Source organism: Plantactinospora sp. CNZ321 (genome assembly GCF_004217235.1).
Window position 1 is genome coordinate 6466552 of the sequence record NZ_SHKQ01000001.1, and the last position, 14729, is coordinate 6481280.

Consider the following 14729-nt stretch of genomic DNA (forward strand, 5'->3'; position numbering starts at 1 on the left):
GATGGAGCAGCTACGTGTGCCGCAGTCGTGGGCCGAGGAGTACTGCCGGGCGACCGAGGCCGAGCTGTTCGCGCCGAGCGCGGCGGAGCGGACCGAGGTGTGCCTGTCGTACCCGCAGCGGGCCCGCTGGCTCGCCGAGTACGACCTGGAGGAGATCCGGGCGGACCTCGCCGGAGGTCTGCTGGTCGAGGAGCGGACCGGGCGGGACGGCCGGTACTACCGGCTGGCCGGTACCCGGTTCGAGGTCTTCGCCCAGGCGCGCGGCGCCCGGGACAGCGGGGTCCCGCAGGCGTACGTCACGTCGGTGAAGCCGGCGCGCGGGCTGGGCCGTACCGAGACGGTCCGGCCCCGGCAGGTCCGCCTGGTGCCGGTCTGGGACGAGGAGTACTGCCACCTCCCGGAGCTGGTGGAGACGTTCGCCGAGGGGCTGCGGACCGTCCAACGGCGGCGGTCGGTGCGCGACTCGGCCGCCCGCGAGCTGCACCGCGGCACGGCACCGCCCCGACCCCGCGGCGACCTGCACGCCCGGGTCCGCCGCCGCTATCAGCCGCTGCTGGCGATGCTGGAACTGCTGGAGGAGCGCAGCATTCACGAGGGCACGGTGCGCGGCACCGCGACGGTGGTCGGCGAGGGCCGGCTGGCGGAGCAGCCGGTGCTCTGGCTCCGGCTCGACCAGCCGGCCAGCTTCGCCGAGGGGCGTACGGTGACGGTGCTCGCCCCGGAGAGCGAGGCCAAGCTGCGGCTGCTCTCGGCCGGCCTGGACGGCGACGAACGGATGCTCGCCCTGGACGGCGACGAACGGATGCTCGCCCTGGACGGCGACGAACGAAACCTCGACCTGGACGGCGGCGATCGGATGCTCGCCCTGGCCGCGCCAGGGACACCGATCGCGGCGCAGACCCCGGTGCTGCTGGTGCAGCAGGGCCGGTTCGCGCTCGGCAAACACAGCGCCGCGCTGTGCCGGTTCCTCGACGAGCAGGTCGAGGGCGACTGGGAACACCTGGCGCTGCTGCTCTGCGCCCCGGGGCGGCTGCCGGCAGTGAAGCTGCCGCCCCTGCCGGCGTACTTCGACGACCGGCTCAACCCGGAGCAGCGGGCGGCGGTGAGCGCTGCCGTCCGTACCCCACATGTCTGTCACGTGCAGGGTCCGCCCGGCACCGGCAAGACCACGGTGATCACCGAGGTGGTACGCCAGCTCGTCAGCCGGGGCGAGCGGGTGCTGCTGCTCGCCCCGATGCACGTGGCCGTCGACGAGGTGCTGCGCCGGCTCGCCGACCAGCCGGGAATCCTGGCGCTGCGGGTTTCCTGGGACGAGTCCCGGGTCGCCACGGAACTGCGCCGGTACCTGCCGAGGGAGGTCAGCCGGACGTATCTGCGGCAGGCCCGCCGCCCGGCGACCTCGCAGGCCGGCCGCTGGCGGGCCGAGGCGAACCGGATGCGGGAGCGGCGGAACACGGTGGACGCCTTCCTGGCCGCCGACGGCCGGCGACGGGTGACGGCCGAGGCGCTGCGGTCGGCGGAGCGGGAGCGCGGCGCCTGGCGGGAGCGGCTGGCGGCCGACCTGGCGGCCAGCCGGGCCGGCGAGGCCGAGGCGGCGGGCGTGCTGGACCGGGTGGCGGCGGCGCTGCCTTCGGTGGCGGCCCGGACCGAGGCGCTCCGGGCGCAGCTCGCGGCGGTGCCGCCGACCCGCCGGTTCTGGTCCCGGGTGCGGGCGTTCTTCGAGTCTCCGGACGACGTGGCGCGGCTCGGCGACGCCTACCGGGCGAGCGAGGCGGAGCGGCGCCGACTCGACCACGACCAACGGTCCTGGGCCGGCCGGCAGGCGGCGGCCCGGACCCGGATCGCCGCCCTGGAGGCGGAGCGGGTCCCCGGGGAGCGGTGGCACGGCGCGGAGGTGCGGCGCCGGCAGTCGGAGGCCGCGGCGGCCCGCGCCGATGCGGGCCGCGCAGCAGACCGGGTGCGCACGCTGATCGACCAGGACCCTGCCGGCCGGCCCGAGCCGGAGGTACGACGCTGGCGGGACCGGTTCGACGCCGAACTGACCCGGCACGAACGGCGGATCCATCTGGAGCAGCGCTGGTTCGAGCTCTCCGGGCTGGCCGGCGGCTCCCCGGAGTCGCTGGCCGACCAGGTCGACGCCGACCTGCTCCGGTCGGCGAACCTGATCTGCTGCACGACCACCGGGGTGAGCCGGGATCTCGGCGACGCCGACTTCGACACGCTGATCGTGGACGAGGCGAGCCGGGTGGTGGACAGCGAATTCCTGATCGGTGCGGTCCGGGCCCGTCGCTGGGTGCTGGTCGGCGACGAGCACCAGCTTCCGCCGTACGTGGAGCCGAGCGACGAGCACCATCTGCACGCGCTCGCCGCCCTGCACATGGTCGGCCGGGGTGCCGCCGCCGACCTGGGCAGCGCCGTCGACCACCTGGCCGCGATCTGGACCGAGGACGAGGAGTTGCACCAGTTCCGTACCGACACCGTGCTGGCGACCGCGGAGCGGCTCCGGGAATCGGGCAGCTGGCCGGAGCTGTACCGGCGCGGTTTCGAAACCGCCTGGCGCCGGCTGGGCCGTGACGGCGCGGACGCCGAACGTATCCTGCTGACGGCGATGCGTGATCACCTGGTACGCAGCCTCTTCGAGGTCTCGGTCGCCGGTGTGCCGCCGGCGCTGCGGCAGCGGCTGCGGGTGCAGCGCCGGATGATCGAGCCGATCGCCTCGCTGGTCTCCGGCCCGGTCTACGGCGGCGACTACCTGACCCCGGACCGGCCGGAGGTGCTTCCGCTGCGTTACGGCGGCACCAACACCCCGGTGGTGCTGGTGGACACCTCGGTCTACGGCGGCCGGGCGAAGGAGCGCACCGTCGGCAACGGCTTCGTCAACGACCTGGAGGCGGAGCTGGTCGCCCGGATGTGCCGCTCCTGGGAGACCCGGTTGCGACGGTCCGGCGGCGAACGGGTCACGGTGAGCGTGCTGACCTTCTACCGGCGGCAGGCGGCCGAGTTGCGGACTCGACTCGGCGGGCCGGCGTTCGACGACTTCCGCGCCCTGGACTTCCAGGTGGTCGACGCGATCGACAAGATCCAGGGCCAGGAGAGCGACCTCGTCTTCCTGTCGTTCTGCCGGGCCTTCGTCGGTCGGGGCACCCCGTCGGCCCGGTACGGTCGGTGGTTGCAGGACGTCCGGCGGCTCAACGTCGCCTGCACCCGGGCCCGCCGGGGACTGGTGCTGGTCGGGCACGCCCCGACGCTGCGCCGGCTCAACGGCGTACCGGCGGCGGAGGAGTTCTATCGCAACCTCTTCGGGCTGCTCGAGAAGCGGTCCGACATGAAGATCGCGAAGGGCGTCGGGTGACCGGGGCGAGCGGCGGTCGGGTGACCGTGCTGGGTGTCGCATGATCGAGTTCGTTCCGGCCGAGCCACCCGCCGAACCGGCCCCCGGCACCGCCGCCATACTGCCCGAGGTGCTGGTGCCGATCCGCTGGTGGCGCGGGGTGCCGTTCGAACGCGCCTCGCCGGTGCAGATGACCCCGCTGGAGCGGTTCGTGCTGGAACTGGCGACGACCACCGGCCGGGCCGACCCGGACGAGTTCTTCGAAATCACCAACCTGCCCGGGGCGACGCTGCTGCCGGTGGCGGCGCGCCGGCTGGTCGCGGCCGGAGCACTGGCCCGGGACGGCGACGGGTACCGGCCGCTGTCGCCTGGCGCCGAGCGGGCCGCCCGGACCCGGACGGTCTACCGGCAGCGGCTGGTCAGCCTGGACGTTGTCCTGCTGCCGCGCACCGGCGACCTGCTCGCGCTCGATCCGCACTCCTCGGGGCTGCGTGAGATCGACCGGCTCCGCCCCCGGTCGGTCGGGAACGCCCCGGTGCCGCCCCGGCTGGCCGGCCGCACCCTCGCCGACGAACTGCGCGCCCGGCTGGCCGCCGGAACGGTCGCCGGGGTGGACGAGGAGACCACCGGCGTGGCCGAGTCCGCCACCGGGTCACCGATGATCAGCCGGAACGGCTGGTGTCCGGTGTACCGGTGCCGGGGCGAGCTGCGGGTGGATGGTGACCGGTACCGGCCGGTCCTCACCCTGCGCGGGGAGGGCAAGCACGATCCGGTACGCCTCGACCTGCCCGGTGCGAGCCGGCTCGCCGAGAACTGGCTCGGGTTGGCCGACGCGCTGCACGACCCGGCCACCCGGGCCCGGGCCTGGGACGCGCTGCTCGGCGGGTCGCAGCGGGTGGCGCCGCAGGCGGAACGGATCGGCCCGGGCCGGTGGCGCTGCTGGATCTCCGGGGCGCTCGCCCGGCGCCTCGCCGACCGGGGCCGGAACCTCGCCCTGCCGCTCGGGCTGGCCGCCCGGGGCGAGGACGCCGTGGTCGAGCTGGCGATCGACCTGGTCGGCGCCGATCGGACCGCCGAGACGCTGATCGAGGTGGATCGGCGGATCACCGCCGCTGCCGGGCCGGGCGCCGACATCGCCGCGCTGCCCAGCAGCCCCGAGCTGCGCGACCGCGCCTGGCGGTTGGGATTCCCCGGTCTGGTCTACGCGTTGCGCGAGGCGGAGGACTTCGGCTATGCCTGACGGTGCCGTCCTGCCGGAGGAACTGGACCTGGGCGCGCTCACCGCGCCGGAGGGGTACTTCCTGCTCCGGGACGTCTCCGGGGAGCCGTTCCCGGACGCGCCCGACACCGACCGGGAGTACGGGCACCGGTTCACCTACCGGGGTTCCGTCCCGTCGATCCACCGGGCGGCGATCGAGCTGATCCAGGGTGCCCGGCACAAGATCTTCCTGGCCAGTTTCCGGATCGGTGACCGGGATCTGTTGGACGCGCTCTTCGCCGCCGTGGACCGGCTGCGCGGCGGGGTCTACGTGGTCAGCTCCTGGACCGAGCAGTCCCTCAAGCGGGACCTGTCCAGTCTGGAGGACGTCGACGAGGTCGACGTGCAGGCCCAGAAGAAGCGGTTCGACGAGCTGACCCGGCGCGGGATCGCGCTACGCGGGCACGAGGGCTGCCACGCCAAGTTCCTGGTCGTCGACGACACGTTGGCGCTGGTCTCCAGCGCCAACCTGGAAACGAGCGCCCTGGTCGGCACCGCCCGGAAGCGGGCCACCGGGGAGAACGGGGTGCTGGTCGGCGATCCGACCGAGGTCGACCGGCTGGCCCGGTTCTTCACCCGGCTCTGGTTCGCCGGCTGCACCTGGGCCGCACTGCCCGGTACGGAGTATGCGCTGCACCAACGCGTTCCGGTGCCGAGTCCGGTATCCGTGCCGACGCTGCCCGCCGGGCCGGGGGTGATCTGGACGTATGACGGCGACGACGGGGACGGACCGCACCGGGAGCGGGGCATCCTCGCCGCCCTGCACGACGTGATCGGTCGGGCCCGGCGGGAGCTGCTGCTCGCCACCTTCAGCCTGGTCGGCATCCGGGACCGGCCCGAGCTGCTGCTCGATCCGCTGCGCCGGGCGATGGCCGCGCACGATCTCGACGTACGGCTGCTGGTCCGGGCCCGCAACAACGTCCCGGAGCACCGGGCCGACACGGCTGCGCTGGCCGAACTGGGCGTGACGATCCACGCCGACTCGGACACCCATGCCAAGGGCGCGATCGCCGACGGCCGGTACGGGGCGCTCTTCTCGGCGAACTTCGACGCCGTACACGGGATGTTCTCCGGTGTCGAGGTCGGCACCCGGCTCGACGGCCGTCCGGCGCTGGCCGAGGCCCGGCGGTACTTCCGGTACGCCATGGAGCACGCCGACCTGTCCTTCGTACCGGCGCCGACCCAGCGCGAACTCGACCGAGGGCTCGGCGCCCGGTGGCGGCGCCGCTGGCCGCACGGCGCCCGACTCACGGTGTCGGCCACGGACGCCGACTGGCGGCGGCTGGTCGACGCGGCGGCCGCCGGCCCGGTGCTCTGGGAGGAGGACCGGGAACTCCGGCTGTACGTCGGGGACGTCGTCGCCACGCTCCGGCCGGCCCGGGCCGCGCGGTTCCAGCTCACCGTGGCGGAGAGCCGGCCCGCCGCCACCCGGATACAGGACTGGTACGCCGAACGACCCGACCCCGGCAGGGCCGGCAACGGCCCGAGCCGGGGTTGTTGCCCGGCGGTGCTGACCCGGCTCCGCTGAGTCGACGTCGGGCACGGGAGCGGATGACACCGGTCCGCAGAAGCCTTCCGCCCCGGAGGTCCGCCGCGTGGGCGCGGCGGGCCTCCGTGCGGTTGGCGGTCGGTCAGGCTCCCGCCCGAATCGCCTGCAGGGTCGGCAGCGACTGCTGAGCGGTCCACCGGCTCGTGTTTCGGGTGGCGTCCATGCTGATCCGGGCACGGTCGAGTGGCGGCCCCTGCAACCTGCCGCGGTAGTACAGCTCGAAGTCCCACGCCCGATCGCCGTTGTACGCCACACAGGTGTGTTGGATCTCGACGGTGACCAGCCGCCCCATGGAGTCGTACTCCCGGATCGTCTGGTCACTGCAGCTCGGCGCCAGCTTCGTGACGACCGACTGGTAGCCGCTGATCAGGCCGTCGAGCAGGGCGGTGGTGGAGAGGCCGTACTTGGCGAAGGCGACCATGGCGATCGCGTAGATGACCCCCATGAGCTTGCCGATGGTGTCGGCCGCCGGAAGGCTCTGCACGGCGTTGAAGTACGACTTGGACAGCGTCGCGCAGTCGACGGCGCCGTTGACGAACGGGCCGAGCAGGCTCCCCGGCATGCTGTCGATCTGAGCGATCTTGGTGACCGCCGCCTCGGTGCAGGCCTGGACATCGGCGGCGGCGATCGTGTCGATGTGGTTGAGGATGTCCTGCTTGGCGTTCTCGACGGCGGCGATGATCTCTCGCTTGGCCCGTTCGAGATCACCGCCGCCCCCACTACCGAGGCTCTGCACCACCTGCACGGCGATGGTGGCCCAGGTGGCCCAGGACGCCTGGACCGGCCGTGCGGTGCCGCCGACGGTGAGCGCCACGGCAACGGTGGCGGCGACGACGCCGTTGACGAATCTACGTCTCATGTACGCACTTCCTCCTCGGATGGGCATCACGGGCGTTACGGGAGTGGGACGCCGTTGCGCAGCAACACGTCCAGGGCCTGCTGCGCGAGCACTCTGGCGGTGTTGGCCATCAGGAAGTCCTGGACGACGGCCTCCCTGATCATTCCTGGAATCGGCGGGCCGCCGTCGATGGAGTACGTGTTGCTGCCCGCCCAGTACACGGCGCGCACGCTCCGTCCGTCGTACGAGCAGCCGTACGAGATCATCCCGGCGTTGGGGACGCCACCGTAGCTGCAGTTCGGGGTCATCTCCCGGATGAGGTATTCCAACCCCTGCCGGAAGTAGGGCCGTTGGGCCTGCGCAAGGTTCGTACCCTCGTCGGCGTCGACCATGAGGTAAGCGGCGTTGAGCTCGGTGAACAGTACGATCATCGCTTTGCCGACGTCGTTGAGCGCGGCGTCCGAGTCCTTGACCGTGCCCAGGTGTGCCTTCGCCGAGTACGCCGCGTCGTGCATGCTGTTGATCGCCGGGCCGGCAAGCCACGGCACCCGCAGCAGCTCGGCTTTCGTCAGGGCCGCCTCGGCCTTGCCGCGGAGTTCGTTGGTGGTCTCGCTGTCGAGCCGCGCGAGCACATCGGCCTTCGCCCCGTTGACAGCGCCGATCACCTCCTGGATCAGCTCGTTGATCTCGGCCGGGGTGTACCGGCCGTCGCTGCCCTTTTCGTAGGCACTGATCAGGATGTCGACGAACACCCAGTAGCTGCCGTTGCTGTCACTGGCCTTCGCGGGCGTCGGGGTGCCCGCCAGGGTCATGGCCAGAGCCAGCGCGACGGCGGCGACGCCGCGCAGCAACTGTCTCGCCGCCCGCACTCTGATTCTTCGCATCGTTGCCTCCTCCTACCGTGCCGCGCAGCGTGGGGAGGGCCCGAGGCGCGGTCGCGTAGCCGGTGCCGCCCATGCAAGCAACGGCGCGGCAGCGCGCGGGTCGCCGTGATCTTTCCGTTACCGACATTGCCCAATCACGCAACCGGCCCGGATTGCCGGTCGCCCCTCTACTAGACGCAGGTGCCGCAGAAGTGGTCCTTGCGCGGCTGGCTGACCTGGCCTGGCGTCGGGTCGAGGACAGCCGGCGAGGGCGGCGGGACGGACGGCCTCCCGGTGGCCTCGCCGGTGATCGTGCCGCTGGCGCCGGCCGCCGCCGCTGGCACGGCAAGCGCCAGTGCCGCCACGGCCACCATGATTCGCTTCACCAAGATTCGCCTCATCGTTCACCCTCCATCTCCGCAGGCCCGGTGCCCGGTGGCTCGATCAGGTTCTGGGCGCCTACGGCGAGCCCGAGTTGGAAGCGGTTCCCGACGCCCAGCCGGTCCATCAGGGCACGGAGCGTGCTCGACACCGTCCGCCGGCTGATCCGCATCGCCCGCGCGGCGCTCGCGTCGGTATGCCCCTGCGCGAGCAGCCTCAGCAGGTCCCGTTCCCGATCGTCGAGCGTTGGCCGCGGCGCCCGGCGCTCCTGCCGGGTCACGGACGCCTCCCACTGCCGATGAAAGAGCGCGACCAGCGCGCCGACCACCGCCTCCTGGGTGATCTCCAGGTATCCGTGGTCCAGGTCTTCCGGGCTGACCGGTAGCAACGCCGTGCGGCGGTCCATCACGATCAACTTCACCGGTGTCTCGGTCGCCTGCCGGTACTCCGGCCGCAGGTCGTCCTCCTGCCGGCCGTGCGCGACCAGCGGGTCCTCCGCGTCCGCCGGCAACGCGCCCAGCACCCGCACGCGTACGCCACGACTGAGCAACGCGCGATCCATCGGTACCGCCGAGCGGGCCGACTCGGCCTCGTACGAGCGCTCCGGCTGCATCGCCAGGTGCTCGTGCCGTACGGTCCTGACGAGCTCGGCCAGCCGGGCCCGGGTCAGCTTCCGGCTCGGCAGGTGTCGCATGCCGTCGTCGAGTGGCACCGGGCCGCGCAGGACCTCGGGCAGCCTCATGGACCGGCGGGCGGCCCGGGCGCTGGCGTAGTGGCGCCGCTCGCGGAGTGCCGGCACCACGCGGCTGGGCTCCAGCGGCGTCCAGCGGAGTGCCCGGCGGCCCGGTCGATGGTCGACCGCGCCCGCCGAGAACAGCTCGTCGAGGCCGCGGGCGACCCGGTGCCGGGACATGCCGAGGCCGCGCTCAAGCTGCCCGGCCGTCTGCGAGCCGAACATCAGCATGCAGCGGAAGATGAGATCCGCGTCCGGAGACAGGCCCCAGACCGACAACGACGGCGCTTCGGGACCGAGCACGACGCGGTCGGTCGGAGGCGCCTTCCCGAATCTCGACCTCGGTGCGCCGCCAAGGTCAGCCACTGCGTGGTCACGCATCCCGCGTCTCCTGCCCGTGTGACCGCGCCTGAGCCTGCCCTCCGGCCAGGCGCCTGCGCCAGAGGATCGCGTCTCCGCGGGGGCGCGGGTATCCGTGAAACTACGGAATCTGTCGAGCCCCGCCTATCCTTGGCCCAGCAGCGAGTCTGGGGAGGCGCCGTGGCCGCGGATGCGCCGCTCGTCGGCCGTGATGCCCAACTCGCGGCGCTGGACCGGGCCGTGGCGGCGGTGGCCGGCGGCGGGTTCGCGGTGGTCAAGCTGGGTGGTGAGCCGGGCATCGGCAAGACCCGCATGCTGCGTGCGCTGGAGCAGCGGGCGGCAGCGGCCGGCCTGCTGGTCTGCGCGGGCCAGGCCACCGAGTTCGAGCAGGATGTGCCCTTCGCGACGTACGCGGAGGCGCTCCAGCCACTCCTGTCCGGGCAGGACGTCGGCGAGGAGGGCGACGCCGTGTCGCGGGCGGTCAGCGGCCACGCGGCCACCGGCTCGGCCTCGTCTGTTGGCCGGGCGCGCATCTATTCCGGGGTACGACGGCTGCTCGACGGTGCCCGCCCGCCCGGCGTCGCGTTGCTCCTCGACGACCTGCACTGGGCGGACTCCCCGTCGCTGGAGCTGACCGAGTACCTGATCCGCAAGCCACCGCGGCGGCCGGCGCTGGTGGCGGTGGCCTTCCGTACCGAGCAGCCACCGTCCGGCGTGGTCGACGCGATCGCGCACGTCGGTCCGGCCGCTACCCAGATCAGCCTGCCGCACCTCGGGCCGGCAGACGTCGACGCACTCCTGCCGGAGGTGCCGCGTCGCCGCAGAGCACTGATCGTGCGCGCCAGCGGCGGGAATCCGCTCTACGTCCAGGCGCTGTCCCGGCTCCGCGACGACACACTCGCCGCGCTGGTGGACGAGGACGACCTCGACGCCTCGGAGAGCCACATCCTCACCGGTCTGGTCACCGACATCGCCGATCTCGACGAACGGCTGCGGCGCATCGCGTACGCGGCGGCGGTCGCCGGTTCCCACGCGCCGATCGACCTCGTCGCGTACGTGGCCGAACTGCCGACCGAGGTGGTCATCGCCGGCGCCGACCAGCTGCACCGGCGCGGGCTGATCGACGTCGATCGCGGCCAGATGCGGTTCCGCCACCCGCTGGTACGCGCCGCCGCGCACGAACTGGCCGGCCCGGCGTGGCGGGTCGCCGCGCACGCCCGCGCGGCGGAACACCTACGGGCGGGCCACGGCTCGCTTCAGGTGGTGGCGCACCACATCGCGCGCTCGGCCCAGCCCGGTGACGCAGCCGCCGCCGAGGTGCTGATCGAGGCGGGGCTGGCCTTCACGTACAGCGCGCCCGCTCAGGCCGCCCGCTGGCTCGGCATGGCCCTACGCCTGCTGCCGGATCCCGACCGCCTCGGTGACCGGCGGCCGACGGTGTTGTTGCGGTACGCCCGCGCGCTCGGCCTCGGCGGCGATCTGGAGGGCAGCCGGGAGGTACTGCGCGAGCTGGCGCACGCCGACGACCCCGTACGCACCGAGGCGGCGGCCTTCCGCGCGGTCGTCGCCCGCCTGCGTGGCGACATAGACGAGGCGGCGACGCTGCTCACCGCGGAACTGGACGGCAAGCGGCTGCCCGCGACGGCCGGGGGGAAACTGCACGTGGAACTCGCCGCGATCGGGGCGCTCCGCGAGGACGGCGAGGCGACGCTGCGCCACGCGGAGCGTGCACTCGCCCTGTTCGGCGACGATCGGCCGCCGCTCGCCGCCGCGGCCCGGGCGCTGCAGGCCTTCGGCTGCCTCCAGGAGGGCGACGTCGCCGCCGCTCGACGCCATGCCGCCGCAGCGGCCAGGCTGGCCGACGTCGCGACCGGCCCGACGCTGCGCCCGCACGTCGAGCTGTTCGGCCCACTGGCGTGGGTCCACATGCAACTGGGCGACCTCGACGCGGCCGCCAGGGAACTCGACCGGGCGGCTGAGGTCGTGGAGAGCGCTCGGGACAGCAGTGCGCTGCCGTACCTGCTGATCGTGCGGGCCGCGTTGCAGACCCGGCTCGGGCACCTGGAGCCGGCCATCCAACTGACCGAGGAGGCCGTGGTCGCGGCCGGTCGGATCGGCAGCGTCGAGATGCGGGCCATGGCGGAGGCGGTGTCGCTGCGCCCGCTGCTCTGGACAGCCGGACCGTCCGCCGCCATCGCCGCCGCCGACCGCCTCCGCGCGACCGGCCGACCACGTTCCCGGATGTGGTGGCGCGTCGCGCAGGTCAACCTCGCCATCGCACACCTGGCCGCCGGTAGGACCCGCCCCTGCCTGGAAATCGTCTCCGGCCCGCCGGAGTCGTGGCCGACCGGGCCGCCGACCGCCGTGCCGCGCGACGCCCTGCGCGCCATCGCGCTGGCCCGGTCGGGTGACATCGGCGGCGCTGGACGGTTTGCCAGCCGGGCTGGAGCGCTGGCCGACGCCGCGGGCCTCCGCTATGAAGTCGGCTGGGCGACCTGTGCTCGCGCGTACGTGGCGACTCTGGCCCGTCGCTTCGACGAGGCCGCCGCGCTGGCCGACCAGGCCGCCGACCGGCTCGCCACCGCCGAGGCACCCGTCGAGGCGGCACTTGCGCGGCACCTGGCCGGCATCGCACACCTCCGGGGTGGCCGGCCCGGCACTGCCCGGGAGGCCCTGCGGCGCGCGCGGGACGGCTACGAGGCGTACGGCGCGACCTGGCTCCTGTCGGTGCTCGACCGGCATCGGGCCGAAGCCCCGCCCCGGGTGGCACTCTCGGCGCGCGAGCGCGAGATAGCCGAACTGGTACGGACCGGGCTGACCAACCAGGAGATCGCGTCCCGCCTCTTCCTCAGTCGCCGCACGGTCGAGTCGCACCTGTCACGCGTCTTCGCCAAGCTGGGCGTACATTCGCGCACCGCCATGGCCGGCCGGATCGCCGCCGAGTTCGAAGCCGAACCCAGGGGTTGAGCGGGTCGACATCGGACGGTCGTCGACGACGTCCACCTGGGCGATCTTACCCGCCGGAGCGATCGGGCAAGGTGAACAGCACGGCGTCCAGGAGCAGTGGGGCCTTGTGCCAGGCCCGGTTGAAGTGCCTTCGTCGCGGAATCCCACCCTGCGGCCCGAGGAACAGCCGGCCGCGTGCGCCGGTGACCCAGCCGGCGCGGCAGCGCAGTACCGCGAAGCAGCCGCGCTGACCCAGAACCAGGTCGAACGGCGATATCTCCGACGCCGGGCCCACCACCTCGACTGGCCGACCTGCGGCCGGCGGCCGGAATGCCGCAGGGCGGTTCAGGCGACGAGCAGGCGAAGGCCGAGCTCTGCCGTGTCGAGGGCGAGGAGGTCGCGGTTGCGCTCGGCCCACCGGCCGGAGGAGAGGTCTTCGCGGAGAGTGCTGACTGCCCGTTGCTCAGCCTGCGGTCCGACCCTGGTCCATACCGAAACCGCGCGCCGGACATGCTCGTCCAGGTACGCCTCGGGCCGGCGCCAGTACGCTTCGAAGAAGCCGTCAGCGCAGTCCCAGGGGACCGGCACCGGCTCCGCACGTCCACCGATCGCGTGGGTCAGGTCGGCCAGGGAGGGCCAGCCGACGAGGAGGTCTGCGAACTCGGGCAGGTAGTCGCGGGTGAGCCAGAACCGCTGACGCCAGCCGGTGTCATCGGCGTCGTAGGTGAACACCACCACCCGGCGGGCCACACGCCGCATCTCGCGCAGCCCGGCGACCGGATCCGGCCAGTGATGGACGGTGCTGACGGCCATCGCGGCGTCGAAGGACTGGTCCTCGAACGGCAGACTCTGCGCGGCCGCCGCCACGCAGGGCGCCGCGTCCGCGGGACGCTGCGCCCGCATGACCGCCGACGGTTCCACCGCCGTGACGTCGCGGTCGGGGGGTTCGTAGGAGCCGGTACCGGCCCCGACGTTCAGCACCGATCGGGCGTCTCCCAGCGCATCCCAGATGCGCGCGGCGATCCGTGGTTCGGTGCGCCGCGTCGCCGGGTAGGCGGATCCGATGGTGTCGTACAACCGGGCACCGAACACTTCAAGCTGTTCTTCCGGCGTCGTCCTGATACCCATTGCGCGCGCCTCCAGTTCCCTGTCTATGGCCGTCACCATTGAACCTTTTTCAACCTCCCCCTGCGGTCCGTCTGAGCGCAAGGTCGGACGCGGTCTGTGAGCGCCGCGCGGTTCAGGCTGAAGAAGGTTCAGTCAGATGGACGGTCTCGACGCCACTCCAGTGCGGTACCTGCCCAGCGCAGCCGCATCACAGTCCTCGGCGGTGAGGTGGGCGAACCGGGCCGGGTCCAGGGCGCTGGTCACCGCTTTCAGACCCTGCTCGTCGTGCATCATGGCGGCGAGCACGCGGGCGGCTCCCGCGGCATGGGTCACCCAGATCGCCTCGGCCACCCAGAGACCGTCCGGTCCGGCTCGACCGACGAGCGGCATCTTGTCGGGTGTGATGGAGAGGACCCCGGCGACACGCCGCTCCGGGGACCAGCGCTGGGCATCGGGGAACGCCTGCAACGCGGCGGCGATCGCCTGGTCCATTGGGGTACTCGACCAGGGCACCTCTGCGGTCCACGTGAGTTCCGGCGCCGGCACCGGATCGTGGCCGGACGTGCCGAGCCCGTCTCGATCGCCGTGGTCGCGGGCGTAGCTGCCCAGATCTGGCCAGCGGACCAGCGGAGCGGCTCGGTGCGTCGCGGTGTGGGCGGACGCGTAGACGTACGGATGGACCACGGGGACCAGAGGGAGCCGCACGCCGGCCAGCGCGGAGATCCGAGGACCCCAGATGCCACCGGCGATGACGACGTCGTCGGCCGGGAACGTCTCCGTCGGCGTGTGAACGCCCGTGATGCGATCACCGCGCGTCCGCATGCCCGTCACGTCAGCGTTGGCCACGAACCGCGCGCCGGCGGCCCGCGCACGTGCCCTCAGTTCGGCGGTGATGTACGTGGCGTCGGCGGCGCCGTCCAGCGGCAGGTGCAGACCGAGTCGTGCCCGTGCACCGTCCACCATCCGCGGAGCCAGCCGGGCAGCCTCATCCGGCGCGCAGAGGCGCGCGGGAATATCTGCGGAGTTCGCTTGCTCCAGCCGACGCAGGAGCCCACGGCACCCCTCCGCCGTCCATGCGATTTCGACGGCACCGGTGCTACGGAACGCCGAGCGACCGCCTCGGTCGAGCCGTCGATACAAGCGGATGGTGTCACGAGCCAGCTCGATCATGATCGGATGGTCGGCGATCATGCCGACAAATCCCGGGGCGTGGCCGGTGGAGCCGGGCAGCCGACCTGCACCCGCCCGATCGACGACGGTCACGGAGCAGTCGCCACTGAGACTGAGCTGCTCAGCGACCGCCGTACCGACAATGCCGGCACCAATGATCACAATAGAACGAGACACGGCGATGCACGATAGC

9 protein-coding genes and 1 pseudogene are annotated in these 14729 nt (G+C 72.9%); 4 read left to right on the forward strand and 6 right to left on the reverse strand.

The genetic code is table 11. The annotated features are described in order from the left end of the window. Position 1: 1 nt before the first annotated feature. Genes EV371_RS28015 through EV371_RS28025 form a run of 3 tightly spaced genes read left to right on the forward strand, consistent with a single transcriptional unit; the run spans position 2 to position 6117 of the window. Positions 2 to 3352, forward strand: a complete 3351-nt coding sequence (locus EV371_RS28015) for an AAA domain-containing protein (RefSeq protein WP_130464693.1) — start codon at positions 2 to 4, stop codon at positions 3350 to 3352. Between the two features lie 40 nt (positions 3353 to 3392). Then, positions 3393 to 4571: a hypothetical protein gene (locus EV371_RS28020; RefSeq protein WP_130464694.1), complete on the forward strand. Its 1179-nt coding sequence runs from the start codon at positions 3393 to 3395 to the stop codon at positions 4569 to 4571. Beyond that, positions 4564 to 6117 carry a phospholipase D-like domain-containing protein gene (locus tag EV371_RS28025; RefSeq protein WP_130464695.1) on the forward strand — a complete coding sequence of 518 codons (1554 nt, stop codon included), beginning with the start codon at positions 4564 to 4566 and terminating at the stop codon, positions 6115 to 6117. Before EV371_RS28020 ends, EV371_RS28025 begins: the two co-directional genes overlap by 8 nt. Before the next feature lie 103 nt (positions 6118 to 6220). Here EV371_RS28025 and EV371_RS28030 read toward each other — a convergent pair whose 3' ends face one another. The 4 genes from EV371_RS28030 to EV371_RS33575 all read right to left on the reverse strand — a co-directional run bounded on the left by EV371_RS28030 (position 6221) and on the right by EV371_RS33575 (position 9184). Next, positions 6221 to 6997, reverse strand: coding sequence for a hypothetical protein (locus EV371_RS28030; protein ID WP_130464696.1), 777 nt, complete (start codon positions 6995 to 6997; stop codon positions 6221 to 6223). Between the two features lie 35 nt (positions 6998 to 7032). Further along, positions 7033 to 7860, reverse strand: a complete 828-nt coding sequence (locus EV371_RS28035) for a hypothetical protein (protein WP_130464697.1) — start codon at positions 7858 to 7860, stop codon at positions 7033 to 7035. Positions 7861 to 8030: 170 nt separating this feature from the next. Further along, positions 8031 to 8240 carry a hypothetical protein gene (locus EV371_RS28040; RefSeq protein WP_130464698.1) on the reverse strand — a complete coding sequence of 70 codons (210 nt, stop codon included), beginning with the start codon at positions 8238 to 8240 and terminating at the stop codon, positions 8031 to 8033. Beyond that, entirely contained in the window at positions 8237 to 9184 is a 948-nt protein-coding gene (locus EV371_RS33575; protein ID WP_165436852.1) for a helix-turn-helix domain-containing protein, read from the reverse strand. The genes EV371_RS28040 and EV371_RS33575 overlap by 4 nt, the downstream gene beginning before the upstream one ends. Before the next feature lie 309 nt (positions 9185 to 9493). On the opposite strand from EV371_RS33575, the gene EV371_RS28050 reads away from it, so the two are divergent. Next, a complete protein-coding gene (locus EV371_RS28050; protein WP_165436853.1) occupies positions 9494 to 12280 on the forward strand; it encodes a helix-turn-helix transcriptional regulator in 2787 nt (928 codons plus the stop codon). A gap of 324 nt (positions 12281 to 12604) precedes the next feature. Here EV371_RS28050 and EV371_RS28055 read toward each other — a convergent pair. Both EV371_RS28055 and EV371_RS28060 read right to left on the reverse strand, forming a co-directional pair. Further along, a pseudogene (locus EV371_RS28055) lies at positions 12605 to 13429 on the reverse strand (class I SAM-dependent methyltransferase); the annotation flags it as partial. 90 nt (positions 13430 to 13519) lie between these two features. Next, positions 13520 to 14698, reverse strand: a complete 1179-nt coding sequence (locus EV371_RS28060; protein WP_165436854.1) for an NAD(P)/FAD-dependent oxidoreductase — start codon at positions 14696 to 14698, stop codon at positions 13520 to 13522. Between the last annotated feature and the right edge of the window lie 31 nt (positions 14699 to 14729).